Raw genomic sequence first — 18909 nt, 5'->3', positions numbered from 1 at the left:
TTAATATAAGTATACCAGTTTTCTGTCGATTCTCCTTTTATCACTCACTGCATATTACAAAAGGATATAAAAAATGACTGAGTCTCCATTTACGGCACCTCAGTCATCCTTACTCTAATCAATTTATTTAATTATTGGATGGTTTCACTTGCCCCATCTGCCCGCTTTCACCGACATTATCCAGTGATTTACCGAGGAGAAGAGGACCGATAATTTCAAATACGACGACGCCTGTCAGTACAACACCTGTGATGGCCCCGGACACTTGCGGCAGCGAACGTTCTGCAATACTGGCCAGACCAATAGCGACACCCGCATGAGGCAGAAGCCCGAGCCCCATATTGTATCGGATTTTTTTATTCAAACCGGTAAAGGAAGAAAAGATAAAAATGCCGAAATACTTTCCAAGAAAGCGTGCGACAATATATGCCAGTCCAATCAATCCGACTTGACCGAGAATCGCAACATCCAGATGCGCACCGGCAAGGGTCAGGAATAAAATGAATATGGGCAGCTCAATACGGTCAAGCAATGTAGCAATTAGAATTTTTCTTGATGTCAGGTTAGAGATGGCCACACCGGCAGTCAGGTTGGTCAAAATGGGAGAAAGTCCCAGAACAGCGGCAATCCCGGAGTTAAATAGCAAAGCGGACAGCAAGAGAACAATTAATTTGTCATTGGTTGCATTCTTCCGGATAAAGTAAGAAACGAACAAGCCACTCACTATTCCAATGACAAAGGCTAATAGAATATCAAAGATAACCATTCCGACAAGTAGCAGCCCAGAAGTCGCTTCGTTTCCAAATGACTGGACGAAAGCTACCATGATCCCGAACGTCAGTATCGTCAGCAGATTGTCAAAGGCCACCAGCCCCAGCAAGTTCTGAGTCATATCTCCTTGTGACCTCTTTTCCTTCACCACGGATACAACTCCAGAAGGCGCAACAGACATCGCTAAAGGTCCAAGTATCAACGCATACTCAATCGGCATGCCAACCAGCCATGTCATAAGGGTGACCAGCACGCCGGTAAACAGCGTATTCCCGAGAGACATGATGACTAAGCTTTTACCGAAGGCTTTAAATACCCGGTAATGCAGTTCCGTTCCGACTGATAAAGCCAGCATCCCCAGAGCCAGCTCATTGACAAAACTCAAACTATAATAGACTTCGCTTGAAATCAGATTAAACACACTGGGACCCAAGATCAGTCCACATAAGATGTACCCAGTTACTGATGGAATTTTGAAACGCTTAGCCAGACTTCCAGCCCCCAAGCCGGCAAGCAGTAAAACAGCAATATACAATGAGTACGTCATTTTTTAAAACCCTTCTTCTGTAATTATTTTCTGTTCTCTGTTTCTAAATCGACTGGCGGCATCAGGTATCATCTGCACTGTTGTCAATCCCTTTTGCAAAGTTCACCGGCACACTGAAAAAGATGGCGTTATCCGGTTGCGTCAAGTCACCACAGATGCTTTCAGCTATGGAGAGCACCTCATTACGCTCCGCTTCATCCTTCACAACAGTGAAAATCGTCTTACTGTTGGCTTCCCGCTCTTCTCCCAATTCCGCAAACATGGAAAACATGGGAAACTGATTGGCAATCAAATGCCCCATTCCACTACTATCCAGAACGGTTGCCCCTTTTATTTTATATTTCATGAACAAGGATAAGATTTCATCCAGCAAATCAGTTTTGTTCAACACTATCACAACAAGTTCCATTTTAATTCCTTCTCTCATCATTTACCCCTCTTCGAAGGGCGTTAGTTTGTTTTATTACTTTTTTGAAAAGCCGTACTATCAGTATAAAGCTTTATCTGCTTACTTCAAACCGATAAATAAGTTTTTGTAACTTTTTTACGCTTGGGTATCACTCAGCAAAAAAAGCATGCGCTACGTCACCCCTAATGGGATAATCGTGTCGCATGCTTTTGCTAAATTGATCAGTTTTTATTCATTCGTTTCTCCAACTGCTTTCAAGGCAAAGCCTGTAATCATTGGTCCAAAAATCTCGAAGAATATAGCGCCTGCCAGAATGACACCCGTGATGGCACCGGAAACTTGAGGCAAACTGCGTTCTGCTATGGTTGCTAAACCGATGGCAATACCGGCTTGCGGAAACAGTCCAAAGCCAATGTACTTACGGGCTTTTTTATTAAGGGGTGTAAACTGTGAGAAGAACAGTGAACCGAAATACTTCCCGGCTGAACGTGCTGCGATGTAACCTAAGCCTGCTAGACCGACCCGTCCGACAACTGAGAGATCAATATGTGCACCGGCCAGTGTCAGGAAAATGATGAAAATCGGCAGTTCAATCCGGTTTAGAATTGAAGCAACCAATACTTTTCTTGACGTCAGGTTGGTAATGGCTATACCCGCTACAATATTCGTTAAAACCGGAGACAAGCCAAACAATGAGGCAATTCCTGTATTGAATAAAATAGCTGCCAGCATAAGCGGCACCATTTTTTCGTTCGACGTTTCTTTTCTTATGAAAAAAGAAACAAACAGGCCGCTAACTAAGCCGACAAACATACCGAGACCAACATCCGACAGAACCGCACCGATTAAAGACAGACCGGATACGCCTTCGTTACCCAATGACTGAACAAAGGAGACCATCATACCGAATGATAAAATAGCTATCAGATTGTCAAAAGCCACGAGCCCGAGGATATTCTGAGTCATTTCGCCTTCAGCCTTCGTATCTTTAACGACTTCCACCACGCCGGCAGGTGAAACGGTCAGCCCAAGCGTTCCTAAAATCAAAGCATACTCTATCGGCATACCCAGCAGCCAGGTCAGTAAAGTAACAAAAGTAATGGTCAGCACCGCATTTCCGACCGAAATAGTAATCAGGCTTTTACCGAATGCTTTAAACATCCGGTAATGCAGTTCTGTTCCAACTGAGATAGCCAGCATCCCCAAAGCCAGTTCATTTACAAATTCAAGGTGATGATACACTTCGCTGGTGATAAAGTTGAGCACGCTCGGCCCCATGATTAAACCGATAAGAATATAACCGGACACGGTGGGCAGCCCCACTTTGCTTGCCAGCTTACCTCCCCCCATGCCTGCGATAATGATGATTGCAATATAGAGTGAATATGTCATTTTTTAATAAAACCTTCTTCTATTATATTTTTCTTTAGTGTATTTACATAATGTGTCAATTAATTTTTCGGGCTGTGATCGATGCCTTTGGCAAAATTCACCGGCACACTGAAAAAGATGGCGTTATCCGGCTTAGTCAAGTCTCCACAGACACTTTCTGCTATTGAGAGGACCTCTTTTCGTTCCGCTTCATCTCTGACAACGGTGAAAATTGTCTTACTGTTTGCTTCCCGCTCTTCTCCCAGTTCTGCAAACATGGAAAACATCGGAAACTGATTAGCTATCAGATGCCCCATCCCGCTGCTGTCAAGGACCGTTGCGCCTTTAATTTTGTATTTCATAAACAGCGAAAGGATTTCATCAAGCACATCCGTCTTATTCAACACCATAACCACTAACTCCATTTTTCTCTTCCTTCTTTCTAAAATAATCGTCTTCCTTGTGAAGCCATATAAAATTATGCTCCTAAAACCTTTTAAAATCAAGGATTTTCAGAAAATTAATTTATTATCAAAATTCATTTGACCTTCTATTTTAAAGGTGTATACTATGTGTGTGGATCCCATCAGGCGCTTTGATTCCAAAGTGATTGAGGGATTAAATTGATTAAAAAGGAGATTGACACAACTTTATGTGGCAGTATAAACACTTCGAAGAATTAAGTGCTAAAGATTATCATCAGATTTTAAACGAACGCGTCAAGATTTTTGTTGTCGAACAGGGTTGTGCCTATCAGGAAGTAGACGATATTGATCTACACGCTATACATTTAATCAAACGTCAAAAAGGCGTCATTAAAGCTTATGCCCGCATCTACAAGCAGGACAGAAAAATACGCATTGGACGTGTGCTGGTTCCATCCGAATACCGCAGCGAAGGTCACGGCAAAGAACTTCTGAAAGTTACGCTGGACTTTATAAAATGTAAATACCCGAGAGCTGAAGTGGAAATTCAGGCAGAAGCTTATCTAAAAGAATTCTACGAATCATACGGCTTCCGTACTATTTCTGATTTATATTACGATGAAGAAATCGGTCACTACGATATGGAACTCGTCAAAGAAGATTCATTCGTATACGCTTAATAGAAGATATTAGAAAAGACAGGGCGTGCCCTGTCTTTTTTCATTTATATAAATAGAGGTCAGAAAAGCGATGAGTCGCTTTTCTCCATTAGAATTTCTTGGTTTAGGCGGTGATTTGAAGACTTAATCGTCGTTCAGTGTGGTTTTTCCCTGCGAGTCATGATTAAAATGATTTTAATCGTTCCTCCGGTGAGATATTTTGTCTGAACAACGATTATCTCCAGATAATCAGTGTTCAACTGTTTTATTTGAGCTGAACGATGATTAACTCCCTGTTAATCATCGTTCAGACAGCCATAAAGCTCTGAATCGTAAAAAGGCAGCCCACTTTGTATTGATGGGTTGCCTTTTTACTGTCTTATTATATAAAGTTTGTCACCAGATAAAGGCCGTAGATTCCAAGGAGCAGCAAGCCCTGCAAACGATTGATGGCTTCCACCCGCTTGGTCAGAATCGGTATACTGAGAAGGATAAAAATCGCAATCAGTACCGGAAACTGGATGAGGTAATAGCTCGGCGGAACGGCAATCTCCCTTGGCAGCAAGGTAATGGTAGCACCCATCACCAGAAGGAGATTCATCATGTTGGCTCCGAGTACATTGCCGATAGCCAGCTCTCCATGCCCATACCGGACTGCAACGAGTGTCGTCGTTACTTCTGGCACACTCGTACCGAACGCCACAATTGTTGACGAGATTACAGTATCGGGGATTCCAAGTCTGGCTGCTCCCGTTTCAGCAGTCGCTACTAACAAAGTCGCTCCCAAAGTTACACCTAGAGAACTGAACAATAAGATAAGCAGTGAAACCGGCAGGCTGCTTTTAACCTCGGCTTTCTCGCCTGCCTCTGCATCGTCTTCAGGTATGTCGTCCATCAGATGATCCGGTTTCTTTTTAACAGTGTACCCGATATATAAAGGCAAAAGAATTAACAGCCCCGCGCCACTCCATCTCGGAAATAAGCCGCCTCCTGTACCCATACCTGCAAACACACTGGTTCCAATAAAGAGGAGGGTGAGCCCACTCATAAACAAAAAAGTTTGCTGCATGCCTTTTTTCACCGGAATAATGCCACCCAAAGCACCCGCCCCTAGCACGAGTGAAGCATTGGTAATCATTGACCCAACTGCATTACCCAATCCAAACTGGCCATTTCCGCCCAAAGCCGCGGCAACCGACGAAGCCACTTCTGGCAAAGTCGTGCCTACCGACAGAACAGTCGCCCCGATAACCACCTTTGATAAACCTAAATGAAGAGACAGCTCGACTGCCTTTTCAATCAGTTTATCAGCCGACTTTGACAGAATCGCTAAGGACACTACAAATAAAAGCACAACAATTACTGTCGGAAAATCGTTTACCCTTGCTGTCATTTATTTCTTCCCACTCTCTAAAAACTTCTCACAGCTATTATAGCAAATTCCAGCAGGTTAAGCCGCTTTTTCTTCATAAAAAAACCAGCTCACAGTTATGAATACACCGAAGCTGGTCTTTTTTACCTTATCCAGTTTTCTGTTAAATCTAACTTTATTGCTTCAGCGAATACTGGTGATGAGGACAAATAGAACTCCGCCTAGAACAGACCCAATAAATGGTCCTACACAGGAATCCAGGCATATGGCCAGTTCGAACTTGCTTTGTTGGCTACCGGAAGGACCGCATGAGCCATCCTCGGACCTAAATCTCTAGCCGGATTAATGGCATAACCAGTGGTTCCGCCCAGCGACAAGCCTATCGTTAAAATCAACAAACCGACAATGACTGGATTCAGCCCTTCGGTAAATTCACCTTGTGTGAACGCCAGTAGAGCATACACTAAAAATGCTGTGGCAAAGGCTTCACTTACCAGGTTCCATTTATTTCTTTTAATAGCAGGTGCGGTTGAAAAAACACTTAAGATGGCATTGGCATCTTCCGTTTCTTCAAAATGCGGGTAATAATGAATCCAGACAAGCGCTGCCCCCAAAAAACCTCCGGCTATCTGAACCAGGATATAAGGGAGAACGAGTGCCCAGCTGAATTGTCCTGCAACGGCCATGCCTAACGTGACAGCCGGATTGATATGCGCCGGTGACAGCCAGCCAATAGAATAAATAGCCATGGTCACTGCAAGCCCCCAGCCAATCGTGATATGCAACCAGCCTGTATTAAATGCTTTCGTTTTTTTCAGTACATTTCCGGCGACCACTCCGTTTCCGATATAAATCAGAATCAGTGTGCCGAAAAATTCTCCTGTTAATTGCTGCAGTACAGTCGTTTCCATTGTTTCTCCTTTGTGTGCCTATTTTTCCAGTGATTCCAGATAATAATGATAATTCGTGTTGCCTCCGGACAGGACATACACTTCTTTAAAGCCAATATTCAGTAGAACATTCTGAGCTGTATTACTGGTGACCCCTTTATTGCAGTAGACAACGGTCGGAAGCGAACGCTCCAGTTCAGCAACCCCTTTGCGCAAGTCGGGCATGGAAATATTGACGGCCTGATCCACGTGTCCTTTTTCATATTGCTTCGGTGAGCGGACATCTATGACCTGCAGTGCTTCCCCAGCTTTTTGTTTCGCCAGCACTTCCTCAGGCGTCAAGACAGGCAATCGTTTTCTGGCATTATCCAGTACCATTCCAGTATACAATACCGGATCCTTTGTCGTGCTAAATGGCGGTGCATAGGCCAGGTCGAGCTCGAACAGCTCTTCTGCAGTGGCACCAAATGTAATGGCTGTTGCAAAAACATCTATCCGCTTGTCCACTCCTTGTGGTCCAACAATCTGTGCACCGAGAAAACGCCCTGACTCCCGGTCAGCGACCGCTTTGATGACCATATTTTTTCCGCCGACATATTCGGCGTGATCTGGTTTGATATTATGAATCACAATGGGGTCAAATCCTGCTTCCGCCGCTTCTTTCATAGACAAACCGGTATAGCCGACAGTCATGTCAAAGAGTCTGAAAATACCTGTTCCAATCGTACCCTTGAAGGAAAGAGCACCGCCAGTCATATGATCGCCGGCAATTCTTCCCATCTTATTGGCTGTTGAACCGAGTGGATGGTAAATCGGTTTACCATCCACTCGGTGGAAACTTTCCGCCACATCGCCGACGGCAAAGACATTCTCTACCGATGTTCTCATGTATTCATCCACTTTGATTGCTCCGGTTTCTCCCAGCTCAATATCAGTCTGACCGGCAAGAACCGTGTTTGGACGGACACCGACTGCTAAAATAACGAGGTCTGTTTCCAGCTCTTCTCCCTGCTCCGTATGCAGGACTGTCGCTTTTCTTTCCCCGTCAATGGATACCACTTTGTCATTCACGTAAACAGGGACATTTTGTTTAGCCAACTCTTTTTTCAAATGAACTGACATGTCCTTATCAATTTTTGGAAAGACCTGATCGGCCAGTTCTACAATGGAGACCTCTAAGTCTCTGTGTTTCATCTGTTCCGTCATTTCAAGGCCAATAAAGCCTGAACCGACTATCGTTACCTTTTTTACATCATTTTCAGTGAGGTACTGGTCAATCCCTCGGGTATCATCCATTGATTTCACGTGGAAAATATTGTCATATGTCTTCAAGTTAAATGGCGGTGGACTCATTGAATACGAACCGGTAGCTAGAACAAGCTTGTCAAAACTGTCTCTGAACCCTCTTCCTTCAGTCTTGTCGTACACCTCGATTTCTTTTATATGCGGATGAATGGCTTTAACATGATGGTTGGTGTGAATATCAAATTCGAAGCGCTTCTTGAACCATTTCGGGTCTCTTGGAGTCAATTTATCGATGGAATCCACTTCGCCGCCTAAAAAATACGGCATGCCACAAACCGAATAAGAGATATCCTGCGCTGCTTCGTATACCACTATCTCTGCTGTTTCATCGTTACGTCTTGCCTTTGCCGCAACAGATGTCCCTGCTGCAACTGAACCGATTACGACTATTTTCATTCGTCAGCCTCCTAAATGCTCCTTACCGACATAGTCCTGTGCGTTTCCTTTTCAGTGTAGCAAGTGATGGCTCAAAATACTATTGAGTTTTGTTCTATTTTGTGTAATTTTTTTGTAAATGCAAAAGTGGTGATTTACCAACCAATTCTGTTTTCAAAGAGAATAAACAGCCCCAAAAGTATAAAGACAAACGAAACCAGCCAGCGTTCATACTTTTCAATGAACTGGTTAATTTGTTTTACTTCTGAAATTTTGTAGGCTGCAGCTAGCATGATGCCGGTCAGAGCGTAGTAAATTAGGAGTGTCACCGTTATTCCAACCCAGTCGAGTGAAGCAAATAGTGGTATGTACACACCTAAGTTATCTCCACCGAATGCCAGCATCAGGAAAAATACGCTGATAAACTGACTGCGGTGTCTGCTGAAGGAATGAGAAATTTTTTCCTGCGCTTCCTGTTCATCGTCTACCGGCTTAAACAACACACGTATCCCGAGTCCAATTGGAATCAGACCAAGAAGGCCAATCCAATCCGGTTCAAATAAACTTAACCCAAAGCGTGCAGCCAGACTGATTAGAACAATCAGTGTAAAGCCCACAAATACTGCAGAGATAATACTCAAGTCATCCCGTTTGCGGTGCTGTGTCTGATTGAACAGTAAAATCAGTACGATAATATGATCGATGCTGGTGCCTATATAGGACAACAGCGCACTCAGTATAACGCCACCCATTTGCTTCCCTCCTCTCGGTTTTATATACACTAAAGTGTATCAGTTAGCCGCTTTCTAAGCTACAGTAATGACCGTCAATGTGAAAATGTTAAGATCACAGTCTTAATATAAATAAGAATGTCCTTTAAAAGAAGAGTTTACTGGCGTAAAACCGGCCAATTTTGACTGATTTTTGACTTTTTATAAGAAATTAAATATAAATCCTTAAAATTACAGCTTTCCAACCGGTTAATGCGTATAATAGGCATATTGGACTAAATGTCTGAGGATATATTTAGAGAAATGAGGTACATTTTTATGATTACAGTAACTGACGTAAGCTTGCGTTTTTCAGATAAAAAGTTATTTGAAGACGTTAATTTAAAATTCACAAATGACAATTGCTATGGCGTTATCGGTGCAAACGGCGCGGGTAAATCGACCTTCTTAAAAATTCTATCCGGTGAAGTATCTCCTACTTCAGGAGATGTTTCCATGCCAAACGACCAGCGTATGGCTGTCTTGAAGCAGAACCACTTTGACTATGAAGACCAGACAGTGATCGATACCGTTATTATGGGACACGAGCGTCTGTACGCCATTATTCAGGAAAAAAATGAAGTCTACATGAAAGCTGATTTTTCAGATGAAGACGGCATGCGCATTGCGGAACTTGAAGGCGAATTTGCAGAGCTGGACGGCTGGGAAGCTGAGCCCGAAGCCACTACATTGCTGCAAGGTTTGGGTATTCCTGAAAATCTGCACAGTCAGAAAATGAGTGAACTGACTGCCGGACAAAAAGTGAAGGTCCTTTTAGCTCAAGCTTTATTCGGTAAGCCGGATGTTCTTCTACTTGATGAGCCGACCAACGGACTCGACACGCAATCCATTACCTGGCTTGAAGAGTTTCTGATCAACTTTGAGAACACTGTTATCGTCGTTTCCCATGACCGTCACTTCCTGAACAAGGTCTGTACGCACATGGTCGATGTTGACTTCGGTAAAATTAAACTCTTTGTCGGAAATTATGATTTCTGGCTGGAGTCCAGCCAACTGGCTTCAAAACTGGCTGCTGACCAGAACAGTAAAAAAGAAGAAAAAATCAAGGAACTGGAAGCCTTTATCGCACGATTCAGCGCCAACGCGTCTAAATCCAAGCAGGCAACTTCCCGTAAGAAAATGCTCGATAAGATTACTCTGGATGACATTCAGCCCTCCAGCCGCCGCTATCCCTTTGTCGGCTTCAGTCCGGAACGTGAAATCGGAAATGATCTCTTAAGAGTCGAAAACATTTCCAAGACAATCGACGGTAAAAAAGTATTGAGTAATATTTCCTTTAACCTGGGCCGTGATGACAAAGTTGCTTTTGTCAGCCGCAATGACGTCGCCATTAGTACCCTGTTCAAAATTATTATGGGTGAAATGGAACCTGATTCCGGTAGCTTCCAGTGGGGCATTACTACCTCACAGGCTTACCTGCCGAAAGACACATCAAGCGAGTTTGATGGCAGCTCTATGACAATTCTTGACTGGCTGCGTCAGTACGCTTCCAAAGAAGAGAACGACAATACTTTCCTGAGAAGTTTCCTGGGTCGTATGCTGTTCTCCGGTGAAGAGGTACTGAAAGAAGTCAACGTCTTGTCCGGTGGCGAAAAAGTCCGCTGCATGCTGTCCAAACTCATGCTGAGCAAAGCCAACGTACTTGTGCTGGACGATCCGACCAACCACTTAGATTTGGAATCCATTACGTCACTGAACAATGGGCTAATCGATTTCAAAGGCTCTGTTTTGTTTGGCTCGCATGACCACCAGTTCATTCAGACTGTGGCTAACCGCATCATCGAACTGACGCCAAATGGGGTTGTCGACCGTGCCGAAACCACCTATGATGAATTTCTTGAAAACAAAGACGTACAGAAACAGATTGCTGGCCTGTACGAAGCCTAATTATCGTTTTTACTGCCACAATTACTATACTGCAGCTGACTTTAAGAGATTAAATTCTCTTGAGTCAGCTGTTTTTATATAGATTCTGTTTGATAAATAAAGCAGTTGAAGTTTTTTTAACTACTTATTGAACTACTTAGGTAAATTGAGCGTGGAAAGCTGAGTGAGTTTGCCTAAAAGGTGCCTGGTTCGGCATACTCAGCCCTACCTGTAAACTGGGTATGCCAAAATCCTCTTCTCTTAGGTAAACTCAACGGCTATTGCAATCAAGTTTGCTCAAGTTAGCCTAACTTCGGTCTACTCAACAGCACAACGTGGGCGAGTTTACCCCCGCCTGCCTGATTTCGGCATTCTCAACTAAAGAGATCTTTTCAGTTTACCTAAGGTGAGTCAACTTCGGTATTCTCAACAAAGAGTCTTTTCTGAGTTAACCTAAGTTGAAGCAACTTCGGCATTCTCATACTGGACAGCCAGCCGAGCTTACCTAAACATCCCTTTTTTACCTGCCAGCTACTCAATTCATCCTTCCACCCCTTTTATAATCCGTTATATCAATGTTAAAAATTGACAACGGTTACTGGTTGTGCTAGATTTTGTTTAATATAGAGCATGATAAAGGAGTGAGTACATATGGGAAGAGGCGGAGGCCGCGGTGGCGGTGGAGGCTTCAGCGGCGGCTCTCGTGGCGGCGGTTTCGGTGGTGGCCGTGGCGGCGGTGGACGTAGTGGCGGCTTTGGAAGCGGCCGTGGCGGCGGAAGTTTCGGCGGTGGCGGAAACTTTGGCGGCGGTTTTAACAACAACAGACGGCCCGGAAATTACCGACCGAGAATGGGTCCTATTTTCCTAGGCGGCTTTGGTGGTTTCGGCAGACGACGACGTTACCCAGGTGGGGGCGGTGGTGGTTGCGGAACGATGGGCTGCGGCAGCATTTTGATGATACTGTTCTTTTTATTCATTATGTTCAGCCTGCTCAACTCTATCGGAAACTTCGGAACGGGTGGCGGCGGAACAGGAGACATCACATCTTCTACCGTTGAACGAGAGCCCCTACCAGCAGGAGCTGTCAACGAAACGGATTATTACACAGATAACCTTGACTGGATTGGCAACCATACCCAAATGGTCGACGGCTTGCGCCATTTTTACAATGAAACCGGCGTTCAGCCACATGTTTACATTACTGGAGAAATTGAAGGCTCTACAAATCCTTCAATGGACGAACTGGAAGCTTATGCAAACAGCTTGTATGATGAGCTGTTTACGGATGAAGCGCATCTCCTCCTTGTCTTTTTCGAACCCCGTCCAAATGAATACATGACTTATTATGTTGTCGGTTCTCAGGCGAGAAGTGTCATTGATACTGAAGCCGGAGACATCCTGCTGGATTATCTGGACCGGAATTATTATGATGGTGCCTTAACGGATGAACAGTACTTCAGTCAATCTTTCAGCAGTGCAGCTGATCGCATTATGGAAGTAACCACGTCTCCGTGGATACCGGTGCTGACCATATTCGGTATTGCAGCGGTCCTGTACCTGTTGTTCAAATGGTGGCAGTCAAAACAGAAAGCCAAGGAAAAAGAAGCAAAACAAACAGAAGAGATGCTGAACCGCCCGATTGAAACTTTCGGCAGTTCAGAAGCAGAAGAATTGTCCAAGAAATATAAGGACAAAGACAAAGATGATGGTTGGGACGATTACTAAACACACACTATTTAGGAGGAAGAACACATGGCAATTTTAGACCGTTTTTCAGATATAATCAGTGCAAACGTTAATGCTTTAATCGACCGTATGGAAGATCCGGAAAAAATGATTGATCAGTACCTGCGTAAAATGATGGATGATTTGGCTGAAGTGAAGAAAAACACGGCAAGCGTCATGGCTGAAGAGACCAGAGCCAAACGTCTTGTTGATGAGAATGAAGCTGAAGTAGCCAAGTACAACAACTTTGCCAAAAAAGCTCTGGAATCTGGAAATGACGGCGATGCTCGCGTCTTCCTCTCTAAAAAACAAGAGCTAGAAGATGTTGGAACCGGTCTGGCCAATGCTTATGCTAAGGCACACGAAAACGCCTCAAAAATGCGTCAGATGCACGACAAGCTGGCATCAGATATTGAAAAACTGAGACAGCGTCGCTCTATGATTAAAGCGCAATTGTCCGTGGCCGACACTCAAGACAAGCTGAATAAAGTGAATGATTCAATCGGCAAGTCTAAAGGAGCAATGGGATCCTTTGAGCGTATGGAAGAAAAAGCATCACGCAGACTCGATGAAGCGGATGCGATGGCCGAGTTGAACAAAGAACAGAAAGATGATGCCCAAAAACTCGAGGAAAAATACGCTGAACAGACTGGTTCTGCCGCAGTAGAAGATGAACTCGAACGCATGAAAAAGGAAATGGGCCTGTCTTCTTCTGACGAAGAGTAAAAATGATGCTCATCTAAACAGACTATTGTTAAGGACGATTGCCACTATTATTGTGGGCAATTGTCCTTTTTTATAAAGAAAAATCATCTGTCCGGCACTCTAAAGTGGTCCACACGCGTCCGATGCCGCGTGTGTTCCTTCTTAAAGAGCTTTTATTGTTGACTGGATAGGGTAAAAATTTGCCTTTACCCGAAGTCGGCATCATTCTCAATTTTATACGGATATTAGACACCACTGCTTAGACTGAAATGAATGAGTTGTATCTAATAACGAACATTAGATACAAGTGAGGACTTTATTTTAGATGAGTAATACTTAGAAAGGCCCTCTGGATACAGCTCACCAGAGAAAAGTTAGGTCAGTTGTATTCAGACATACCTCCAAGATACTACTGATACTATTTTAGATGAGTGAGTTGTATTTAGAAAGCTGTTCTGACGACAACTCTGTTCCAACAGTTTAAGGAGTTGTATCCAATATGCCATAATCTATACAACTCACTGCAATTTATTTGACGACTCCTGCCTAACAGCAAAAAAACAGAGTAGACTAATCTACTCTGCTTAAGTGTCACTCGTTAAGTCACTGTATTTGTGTACGTTCTATTTAATGAATGGATTTTACTCTTCGTCAATTGAAAATACAGGGGTTGAGAGGTAGCGCTCGCCAGTGTCGCAGCCGATTGTGACGACTCGTTTGCCCTTACCTAATTTTTCTGCCACTCGGATGGCAGCTGTAATGTTAGCACCAGCTGATACCCCTACAAGGAGTCCTTCCTCACGAGCTACGCGGCGGGTTGTTTCGATAGCCTCTTCACTTGTGACAGTCAGCACTTCGTCATACACATCGGTATCCAGAATATCAGGAATAAAGCCGGCTCCGATGCCCTGAATTTTGTGCTTGCCTTTCTCCTTGCCGCTCAAGACAGCTGATTCTTCCGGTTCCACGGCAATAATTTGAACCGAGGGATTGTGAAGTTTCAGTACTTTTCCAACACCTGTCACTGTTCCGCCTGTTCCTACTCCGGCTACGAATGCATCCGGTGTTTCTCCGTCAAAGGCTTCAATGATTTCAGGTCCGGTTGTTTTAATATGGGCAGACGGGTTCGCCGGATTTTTAAACTGAGAAGGCATGAAGAAGTTATCCTGTTCAGCCAGTTCCATCGCACGCTCTAATGCTCCGGGCATACCGTTTTCTCCAGGAGTCAGTTCAAGCTCTGCGCCATAGGCTTTCATGAGTGCTCGTCTTTCCTTACTTAATGTATCAGGCATGATGAAAACAGCCTTATAACCTTTTGCTGCAGCTACCATCGCCAGCCCCACTCCGGTATTTCCGCTAGTAGCTTCAACGATAGTGTCGCCTTCTTTCAACTCACCGGCTTTTTCAGCTTCTTCAATCATATTGAGAGCGATTCGGTCTTTCACGCTGCCGCCTATATTCATGGATTCCAGTTTGACGTAAACATCACCAGCGCCTTCAGGTACGATTTTATTCAGCTTGAGTAACGGTGTTTCTCCAACCAATTCGGTTACAGATTGTACTATTTTCACTTAATAACTTCCTTCCTCGCTAAAACTATCGCGATTAATATGCCTTCAATTATACCCCTTACTATAGCATATTTACAATCACCGCCAAAATAAAAACCCGGCAGCTTTCTTAACTGAAAGATCTGCCGGGTCATTCTTTTATGACTTACTCAATATCAATTTTCTTTGATGTTTTTGGTGTCGGATTCTGCTTGGGTAGAGTCACTTCTAAAATTCCATTGTTAAAACGGGCCTTAATATTGTCTTCATCGATGTCCTGCAAAATAAACTGTCTGCTGAATGAACGTGTTGAGCGTTCGCGCCGGATGTAGTTGCGTTCTTCATCGCTTTCGTCTGTGGCTGTTTCTTGTTTAGCTGAAATAGACAAGACGTTATCTTTGAAGTCCAGCTCAATATTATCTCTAGACATGCCTGGAAGTTCTGCTTCCACTACATAAGCTTCGTCCTGTTCAATAATATCGGTCTTGAAACTGCCAAAGTCACCAAAGTTCTGTCCTAAAGCATCATCAAATAAGCGTCTGCTAAAATCCCAGAAGTCGCGTTTAGAAGGAATCATGTCGTTCACTTGTTCTCCCTCCTTTCTACTCTTTTCTTTAGCGTCCCCTCACTTCTTTCTACACTCTTATTCTAATCTTCTTTCTTAAAAAAACAAAATAAAACGTTCACAATGTTGGAGTTTATTTATTCAGTTATCCAGTTCTTCAGTGTTTCTGCATCTTTTAAAAACTGGTCGGGATTGTCATCTTTAACGAACTCTAAGATATAATGATGAGCATTGTCAGAACCCGCTTGAATGTGTGACAAATACTGAAGCCATTCTTTTTCACCCTTCTCCAAAGAAAAACGGTTGTGATAATCTTCCCAACAGAAGACATGAACGTTGCTGATCCACTTGCTCAGGTAATCGAGACTGTTCACACGCTCTGATACAGAAAGCGTCTCAGCCGGCTGCCAGTACAGATAGACATTGGGTGCGTTGACTGACTCCATCAGCCAGCAGGCACTTTCAGGCGTATCCGTCAGCGATCCACTGTGGTATTCGAAACTGATAGTCATGCCTTGCTTGTCCGCCAATTCTGCAATGCGGCGCGTGTCACTCAGTACTTTTTGAAACCACACGTCATCAGAATCTTTTGACGCTTTTTCTCCTGCCCATATCCGAATCATCTGAGTACCGAGTAACTGGGCAGTAGCGATAACTTCCTCAAAGTTCCCGAAGCTGCCCGACTGATAGTAAGACCCGTAAGAGGAGGTTTTTAACCCTGCTTTTTCGGTCAGGTGGGCTGCTCGCTTAGCCATTTCAAAATCGCCGACTTTTATATGTTCCTTGCTTCCCCACTCAATACAGTCCAGTCCGGCCTTTTTTGCGAGCTGAATGACTTCTTCAATCGTTTTATCTTTAAATGTTACCGAACAAACACCAATCATCTATAAGCCCCCTTATAATATTACTTTCTGCATTCGAAAAGTTCCCAGCTGACAACCGCTCAAAGCGACTCGTCCACTGAGAACTTTAATTAATTTATTCGGTTAGTTTCTCAATATGCTGCTTTTCAAACAGCGGTTTAATGGATTCGAAATTTTGAATGCGATTGACCGCATCACCTAACAAAGGCGCCACGCTGATAACGTCAATGAACGGACACTCTTTCTTACTTCCAATATCAATTGTATTCGTTACAATGGCTTTTTCAATGCCCGACTGTTCGATTCGTTGAACGGCACTTCCTGACAGAACAGGATGGGTTACGCAGACATAGACGTCTTTAGCCCCTTCGCGTTTCAGCATCTCGCAGGCTCTTGTAACAGTCTTGGCTGTATCCATGATGTCGTCAAATAAAATACAGGTACACCCTTCAACCTCACCAACAACATTCAGTTCTTCATCCGTTTCTTCGTCAGCCGAACGTTTATCTATTATAGCTAAAGGCGAATCTAGAAGTTCAGCCATTTCCCGTGCACGCGACACCCCTGCGTGGTCCGGTGCGACAACAACTGTGCCTTCACCTTTAAGGCCATGGGCGATAAGGTAATTAGCCAGTAAGGCAATCGCTGAGAGATGATCCACCGGAATATCGAAGAAGCCTTGAATCTGAGGTGCATGCAAATCGAGCGTGACCATCCGGTCGACTCCCGCTATTGTCAGCATATTCGCCACAACTTTAGCTGTGATGGCTTCTCGCGGCCCCGGTTTGCGGTCTTGTCTGGCATAGCCGTAATACGGCATGACCACATTGATTGACCGCGCGCTCGCTCGCCGTAGTGCATCGGTCATGATAAGCACTTCCATCAGATAATCATTACTCGGATCGTTTGTCGACTGAATCAGGTATACATCATCGCCACGGACACTTTCTTCAATATTGATACGAATCTCACCGTCTTCAAACTTTGTAATTTCCGCTACTCCCAGTTCCGCACCAATANTCAATGAATGAACCCTCTTGTTACCTTAATTTAAGCATACTCTATCTAAAATGCAAGCATAAGCAAGTGAAAAAATGTCTTCTTTTTCAGTAGAGGCTTTACGGTTAAGCCTCTTTTTTTCTCATGAAAGAATGACGTATGCTAAACTGGTTAAAATGAGACTAAAGGAGCTGCATGCACATGACTTTTTCATTTAATGGCATCGACCATATCCAATTGACTGCCCCACTGGGAACTGAAACAGAAGTCAGACATTTCTTTTCGGACGTTTTAGGCTGTGATGAAGTTGAAAAGCCCGAAACACTCAGTCACTTTAACAGCCTGTGGTTTGACATGGGCACACATATTGTTCATATCGGTCTTGACGAAAACCATCACGCTGAAAAAAGAGGCCACCCCGCTTTTGACGTTCAGAATATCCAAGGGTTGATGGACCGGCTGGATGAACACGAAATCGCCTACGAAGAAGACTTCAACATGCCCGGAGCGCGCCGTTTTTACACCTACAGTTTTTTTGGACACCGTATGGAATTTCTGGAATGGCACGACAAGCCGGATATCCTGAAGACTGAAAGCGAGAGATAAATACAGGCTACTTATCAAAAAATTACACGGTTTCCTAGTATTCATTCTCTAGTGATACTCACTTCAGAAAAATAGCCGGCTTCCCGCATATCAGTCGGGAGTCGGCTATTCCTATAGAGAACCTTATCTAATTTTAGTTGATAATGAGTTCTTTTTCCGTCGGCCTCAGCAGTTTTTGAACGACTGCAACGTCTGCTTCTAAATCAAGGTACTCTTTTTCATCTTCGGGATTAAGGATAACCGGCATGCGGTCATGAATCGGCTTCATCTGGTCGTTTGCATCAGTTGTAAGGATGGCATAGGTCAGGTAACTGTGTCCATAATCATCCGTGTAGCGTTCGCACACCCCGGCCATTGAAAATACCGGCAGGTTTTCAACGCGGATCAGTTTCTTGTCTTTTTTCTTCTGCCCTTCAACCTTCTGCCATTCAAAGAAGTAACTGGCCGGTACAATGCACCGTTTTTTCCTAAACGGTTCCTTGAAAGTCTTTTTTTCAAGCACACTTTCAGAACGGGCATTGATCAGCGGTCGTTTGGCAAAGTGCGGGGTAAAGCCCCATTTCACAGGGTAAAGCTTTTTATTTGGCAGCAAGATAATATTGTCCGTCGTCGGGAATATCTCGTCTTTTTCCTCGAATCTATAGTCTCCTAAAGTATAATCCGCCTCATCCAAATCATACCGTTTAATCAAGTCTTTTTCAGAAACCGTTAAGCCGTATCGTCCACACATTATTTATTTCTCCTTTTACAGTTGTACTCCCTTTCTCTCATTTCTTAGTTTAACAAAAATAGCCAATGGAAAGTTAGCGGTTGCCTTTGTCACATCAAAACTATTTTCATAAAAGCGGAAGCTAAAGTAGTCAACGAACCCTACTGACAGCTGCTCATTATCTCGTGCTGCATTGTTTCACCCCCTGCAAGGCTATGCGTTTCTTTTAAAAATGGAGAGTGCTATACTCTAGGAAACATGACCGTTACGATCTCATAAAGCATTATGGTGGTAAGTCAAGAGAATAGATTATAAATAGACAACCTAATTTCATAAAAAAGGGTTCACTGAACTAAACCGTCACGTATTCGAAAATACGTTCGGTTTATGTCTTCGGATAGTCGTC

The 18909-nt window shown here is 43.8% G+C and carries 17 protein-coding genes and 1 pseudogene; 5 read left to right on the top strand and 13 right to left on the bottom strand.

Annotated elements, in window-relative coordinates; translation table 11 throughout:
- Window positions 1–127 precede the first annotated feature (127 nt).
- The 4 genes from ACYVLS_RS04915 to ACYVLS_RS04900 all read right to left on the bottom strand — a co-directional run bounded on the left by ACYVLS_RS04915 (window position 128) and on the right by ACYVLS_RS04900 (window position 3523).
- Entirely contained in the window at window positions 128–1318 is a 1191-nt protein-coding gene (locus ACYVLS_RS04915; protein ID WP_460321899.1) for a cation:proton antiporter, read from the bottom strand.
- Window positions 1319–1379: 61 nt separating this feature from the next.
- Window positions 1380–1748 carry a hypothetical protein gene (locus ACYVLS_RS04910; RefSeq protein WP_460321897.1) on the bottom strand — a complete coding sequence of 123 codons (369 nt, stop codon included), beginning with the start codon at window positions 1746–1748 and terminating at the stop codon, window positions 1380–1382.
- A gap of 207 nt (window positions 1749–1955) precedes the next feature.
- Window positions 1956–3119 (bottom strand): cation:proton antiporter, encoded by a 1164-nt coding sequence (locus ACYVLS_RS04905; RefSeq protein WP_460321895.1) that lies wholly within the window; start codon window positions 3117–3119, stop codon window positions 1956–1958.
- Between the two features lie 59 nt (window positions 3120–3178).
- Complete coding sequence (locus ACYVLS_RS04900) at window positions 3179–3523, bottom strand: hypothetical protein (RefSeq protein ID WP_460321892.1); 345 nt, start codon at window positions 3521–3523, stop codon at window positions 3179–3181.
- 227 nt (window positions 3524–3750) lie between these two features.
- On the opposite strand from ACYVLS_RS04900, the gene ACYVLS_RS04895 reads away from it, so the two are divergent.
- On the top strand, window positions 3751–4203 hold the full coding sequence (locus tag ACYVLS_RS04895) for a GNAT family N-acetyltransferase (protein ID WP_460321890.1): 453 nt from the start codon (window positions 3751–3753) through the stop codon (window positions 4201–4203).
- A gap of 361 nt (window positions 4204–4564) precedes the next feature.
- Here the strand turns inward: ACYVLS_RS04895 and ACYVLS_RS04890 are convergent, their stop codons facing one another.
- From ACYVLS_RS04890 to ACYVLS_RS04875, 4 genes and pseudogenes are all read right to left on the bottom strand, one after another.
- The gene (locus ACYVLS_RS04890; RefSeq protein WP_460321888.1) at window positions 4565–5575 is read right to left on the bottom strand and encodes a sodium:calcium antiporter; all 1011 of its coding nucleotides are present in this window, start codon (window positions 5573–5575) and stop codon (window positions 4565–4567) included.
- 162 nt (window positions 5576–5737) lie between these two features.
- A pseudogene (locus ACYVLS_RS04885) lies at window positions 5738–6465 on the bottom strand (MIP/aquaporin family protein).
- A gap of 18 nt (window positions 6466–6483) precedes the next feature.
- Window positions 6484–8145, bottom strand: coding sequence for an FAD-dependent oxidoreductase (locus ACYVLS_RS04880; RefSeq protein ID WP_460321885.1), 1662 nt, complete (start codon window positions 8143–8145; stop codon window positions 6484–6486).
- Between the two features lie 134 nt (window positions 8146–8279).
- The gene (locus tag ACYVLS_RS04875) at window positions 8280–8876 is read right to left on the bottom strand and encodes a cadmium resistance transporter (protein ID WP_460321882.1); all 597 of its coding nucleotides are present in this window, start codon (window positions 8874–8876) and stop codon (window positions 8280–8282) included.
- 297 nt (window positions 8877–9173) lie between these two features.
- Here ACYVLS_RS04875 and ACYVLS_RS04870 point away from each other — a divergent pair, with 297 nt between their 5' ends.
- The 3 genes from ACYVLS_RS04870 (at window position 9174) to ACYVLS_RS04860 (ending at window position 13232) form a co-directional block, all read left to right on the top strand.
- Window positions 9174–10802 carry an ABC-F family ATP-binding cassette domain-containing protein gene (locus ACYVLS_RS04870; RefSeq protein WP_460321880.1) on the top strand — a complete coding sequence of 543 codons (1629 nt, stop codon included), beginning with the start codon at window positions 9174–9176 and terminating at the stop codon, window positions 10800–10802.
- A 630-nt stretch (window positions 10803–11432) separates the two neighbouring features.
- Window positions 11433–12506, top strand: a complete 1074-nt coding sequence (locus ACYVLS_RS04865) for a hypothetical protein (RefSeq protein ID WP_460321878.1) — start codon at window positions 11433–11435, stop codon at window positions 12504–12506.
- Window positions 12507–12533: 27 nt separating this feature from the next.
- Window positions 12534–13232 carry a PspA/IM30 family protein gene (locus tag ACYVLS_RS04860; RefSeq protein WP_460321875.1) on the top strand — a complete coding sequence of 233 codons (699 nt, stop codon included), beginning with the start codon at window positions 12534–12536 and terminating at the stop codon, window positions 13230–13232.
- A gap of 620 nt (window positions 13233–13852) precedes the next feature.
- Here ACYVLS_RS04860 and cysK read toward each other — a convergent pair.
- The 4 genes from cysK to ACYVLS_RS04840 form a co-directional block, all read right to left on the bottom strand.
- A complete protein-coding gene (cysK, locus tag ACYVLS_RS04855; protein ID WP_460321873.1) occupies window positions 13853–14782 on the bottom strand; it encodes a cysteine synthase A in 930 nt (309 codons plus the stop codon).
- A 145-nt stretch (window positions 14783–14927) separates the two neighbouring features.
- Window positions 14928–15338 (bottom strand): Hsp20/alpha crystallin family protein, encoded by a 411-nt coding sequence (locus ACYVLS_RS04850; RefSeq protein WP_460321982.1) that lies wholly within the window; start codon window positions 15336–15338, stop codon window positions 14928–14930.
- Between the two features lie 125 nt (window positions 15339–15463).
- A complete protein-coding gene (locus tag ACYVLS_RS04845) occupies window positions 15464–16210 on the bottom strand; it encodes a sugar phosphate isomerase/epimerase family protein (RefSeq protein WP_460321870.1) in 747 nt (248 codons plus the stop codon).
- 94 nt (window positions 16211–16304) lie between these two features.
- On the bottom strand, window positions 16305–17213 hold the full coding sequence (locus tag ACYVLS_RS04840; protein WP_460321868.1) for a ribose-phosphate diphosphokinase: 909 nt from the start codon (window positions 17211–17213) through the stop codon (window positions 16305–16307).
- Window positions 17214–17389: 176 nt separating this feature from the next.
- On the opposite strand from ACYVLS_RS04840, the gene ACYVLS_RS04835 reads away from it, so the two are divergent.
- A complete protein-coding gene (locus ACYVLS_RS04835; protein WP_460321866.1) occupies window positions 17390–17794 on the top strand; it encodes a VOC family protein in 405 nt (134 codons plus the stop codon).
- A gap of 133 nt (window positions 17795–17927) precedes the next feature.
- Here the strand turns inward: ACYVLS_RS04835 and ACYVLS_RS04830 are convergent, their stop codons facing one another.
- The gene (locus tag ACYVLS_RS04830; RefSeq protein ID WP_460321864.1) at window positions 17928–18524 is read right to left on the bottom strand and encodes an SOS response-associated peptidase; all 597 of its coding nucleotides are present in this window, start codon (window positions 18522–18524) and stop codon (window positions 17928–17930) included.
- Window positions 18525–18909: the final 385 nt, after the last annotated feature.

This window comes from Alkalibacterium psychrotolerans, assembly GCF_054784355.1.
This window is presented reverse-complemented; position numbering and strand designations above follow the sequence as displayed.

What these genes read in the sequence shown, in the direction of transcription:
- ACYVLS_RS04915 (WP_460321899.1), bottom strand. Translation starts at nt 1,318, where the DNA reads ATGACGTACTCATTGTATATTGCTGTTTTACTGCTTGCCGGCTTGGGG.
- ACYVLS_RS04910 (WP_460321897.1), bottom strand. Translation starts at nt 1,748, where the DNA reads ATGATGAGAGAAGGAATTAAAATGGAACTTGTTGTGATAGTGTTGAAC.
- ACYVLS_RS04905 (WP_460321895.1), bottom strand. Translation starts at nt 3,119, where the DNA reads ATGACATATTCACTCTATATTGCAATCATCATTATCGCAGGCATGGGG.
- ACYVLS_RS04900 (WP_460321892.1), bottom strand. Translation starts at nt 3,523, where the DNA reads ATGGAGTTAGTGGTTATGGTGTTGAATAAGACGGATGTGCTTGATGAA.
- ACYVLS_RS04895 (WP_460321890.1), top strand. Translation starts at nt 3,751, where the DNA reads ATGTGGCAGTATAAACACTTCGAAGAATTAAGTGCTAAAGATTATCAT.
- ACYVLS_RS04890 (WP_460321888.1), bottom strand. Translation starts at nt 5,575, where the DNA reads ATGACAGCAAGGGTAAACGATTTTCCGACAGTAATTGTTGTGCTTTTA.
- ACYVLS_RS04880 (WP_460321885.1), bottom strand. Translation starts at nt 8,145, where the DNA reads ATGAAAATAGTCGTAATCGGTTCAGTTGCAGCAGGGACATCTGTTGCG.
- ACYVLS_RS04875 (WP_460321882.1), bottom strand. Translation starts at nt 8,876, where the DNA reads ATGGGTGGCGTTATACTGAGTGCGCTGTTGTCCTATATAGGCACCAGC.
- ACYVLS_RS04870 (WP_460321880.1), top strand. Translation starts at nt 9,174, where the DNA reads ATGATTACAGTAACTGACGTAAGCTTGCGTTTTTCAGATAAAAAGTTA.
- ACYVLS_RS04865 (WP_460321878.1), top strand. Translation starts at nt 11,433, where the DNA reads ATGGGAAGAGGCGGAGGCCGCGGTGGCGGTGGAGGCTTCAGCGGCGGC.
- ACYVLS_RS04860 (WP_460321875.1), top strand. Translation starts at nt 12,534, where the DNA reads ATGGCAATTTTAGACCGTTTTTCAGATATAATCAGTGCAAACGTTAAT.
- ACYVLS_RS04850 (WP_460321982.1), bottom strand. Translation starts at nt 15,338, where the DNA reads ATGATTCCTTCTAAACGCGACTTCTGGGATTTTAGCAGACGCTTATTT.
- ACYVLS_RS04845 (WP_460321870.1), bottom strand. Translation starts at nt 16,210, where the DNA reads ATGATTGGTGTTTGTTCGGTAACATTTAAAGATAAAACGATTGAAGAA.
- ACYVLS_RS04835 (WP_460321866.1), top strand. Translation starts at nt 17,390, where the DNA reads ATGACTTTTTCATTTAATGGCATCGACCATATCCAATTGACTGCCCCA.
- ACYVLS_RS04830 (WP_460321864.1), bottom strand. Translation starts at nt 18,524, where the DNA reads ATGTGTGGACGATACGGCTTAACGGTTTCTGAAAAAGACTTGATTAAA.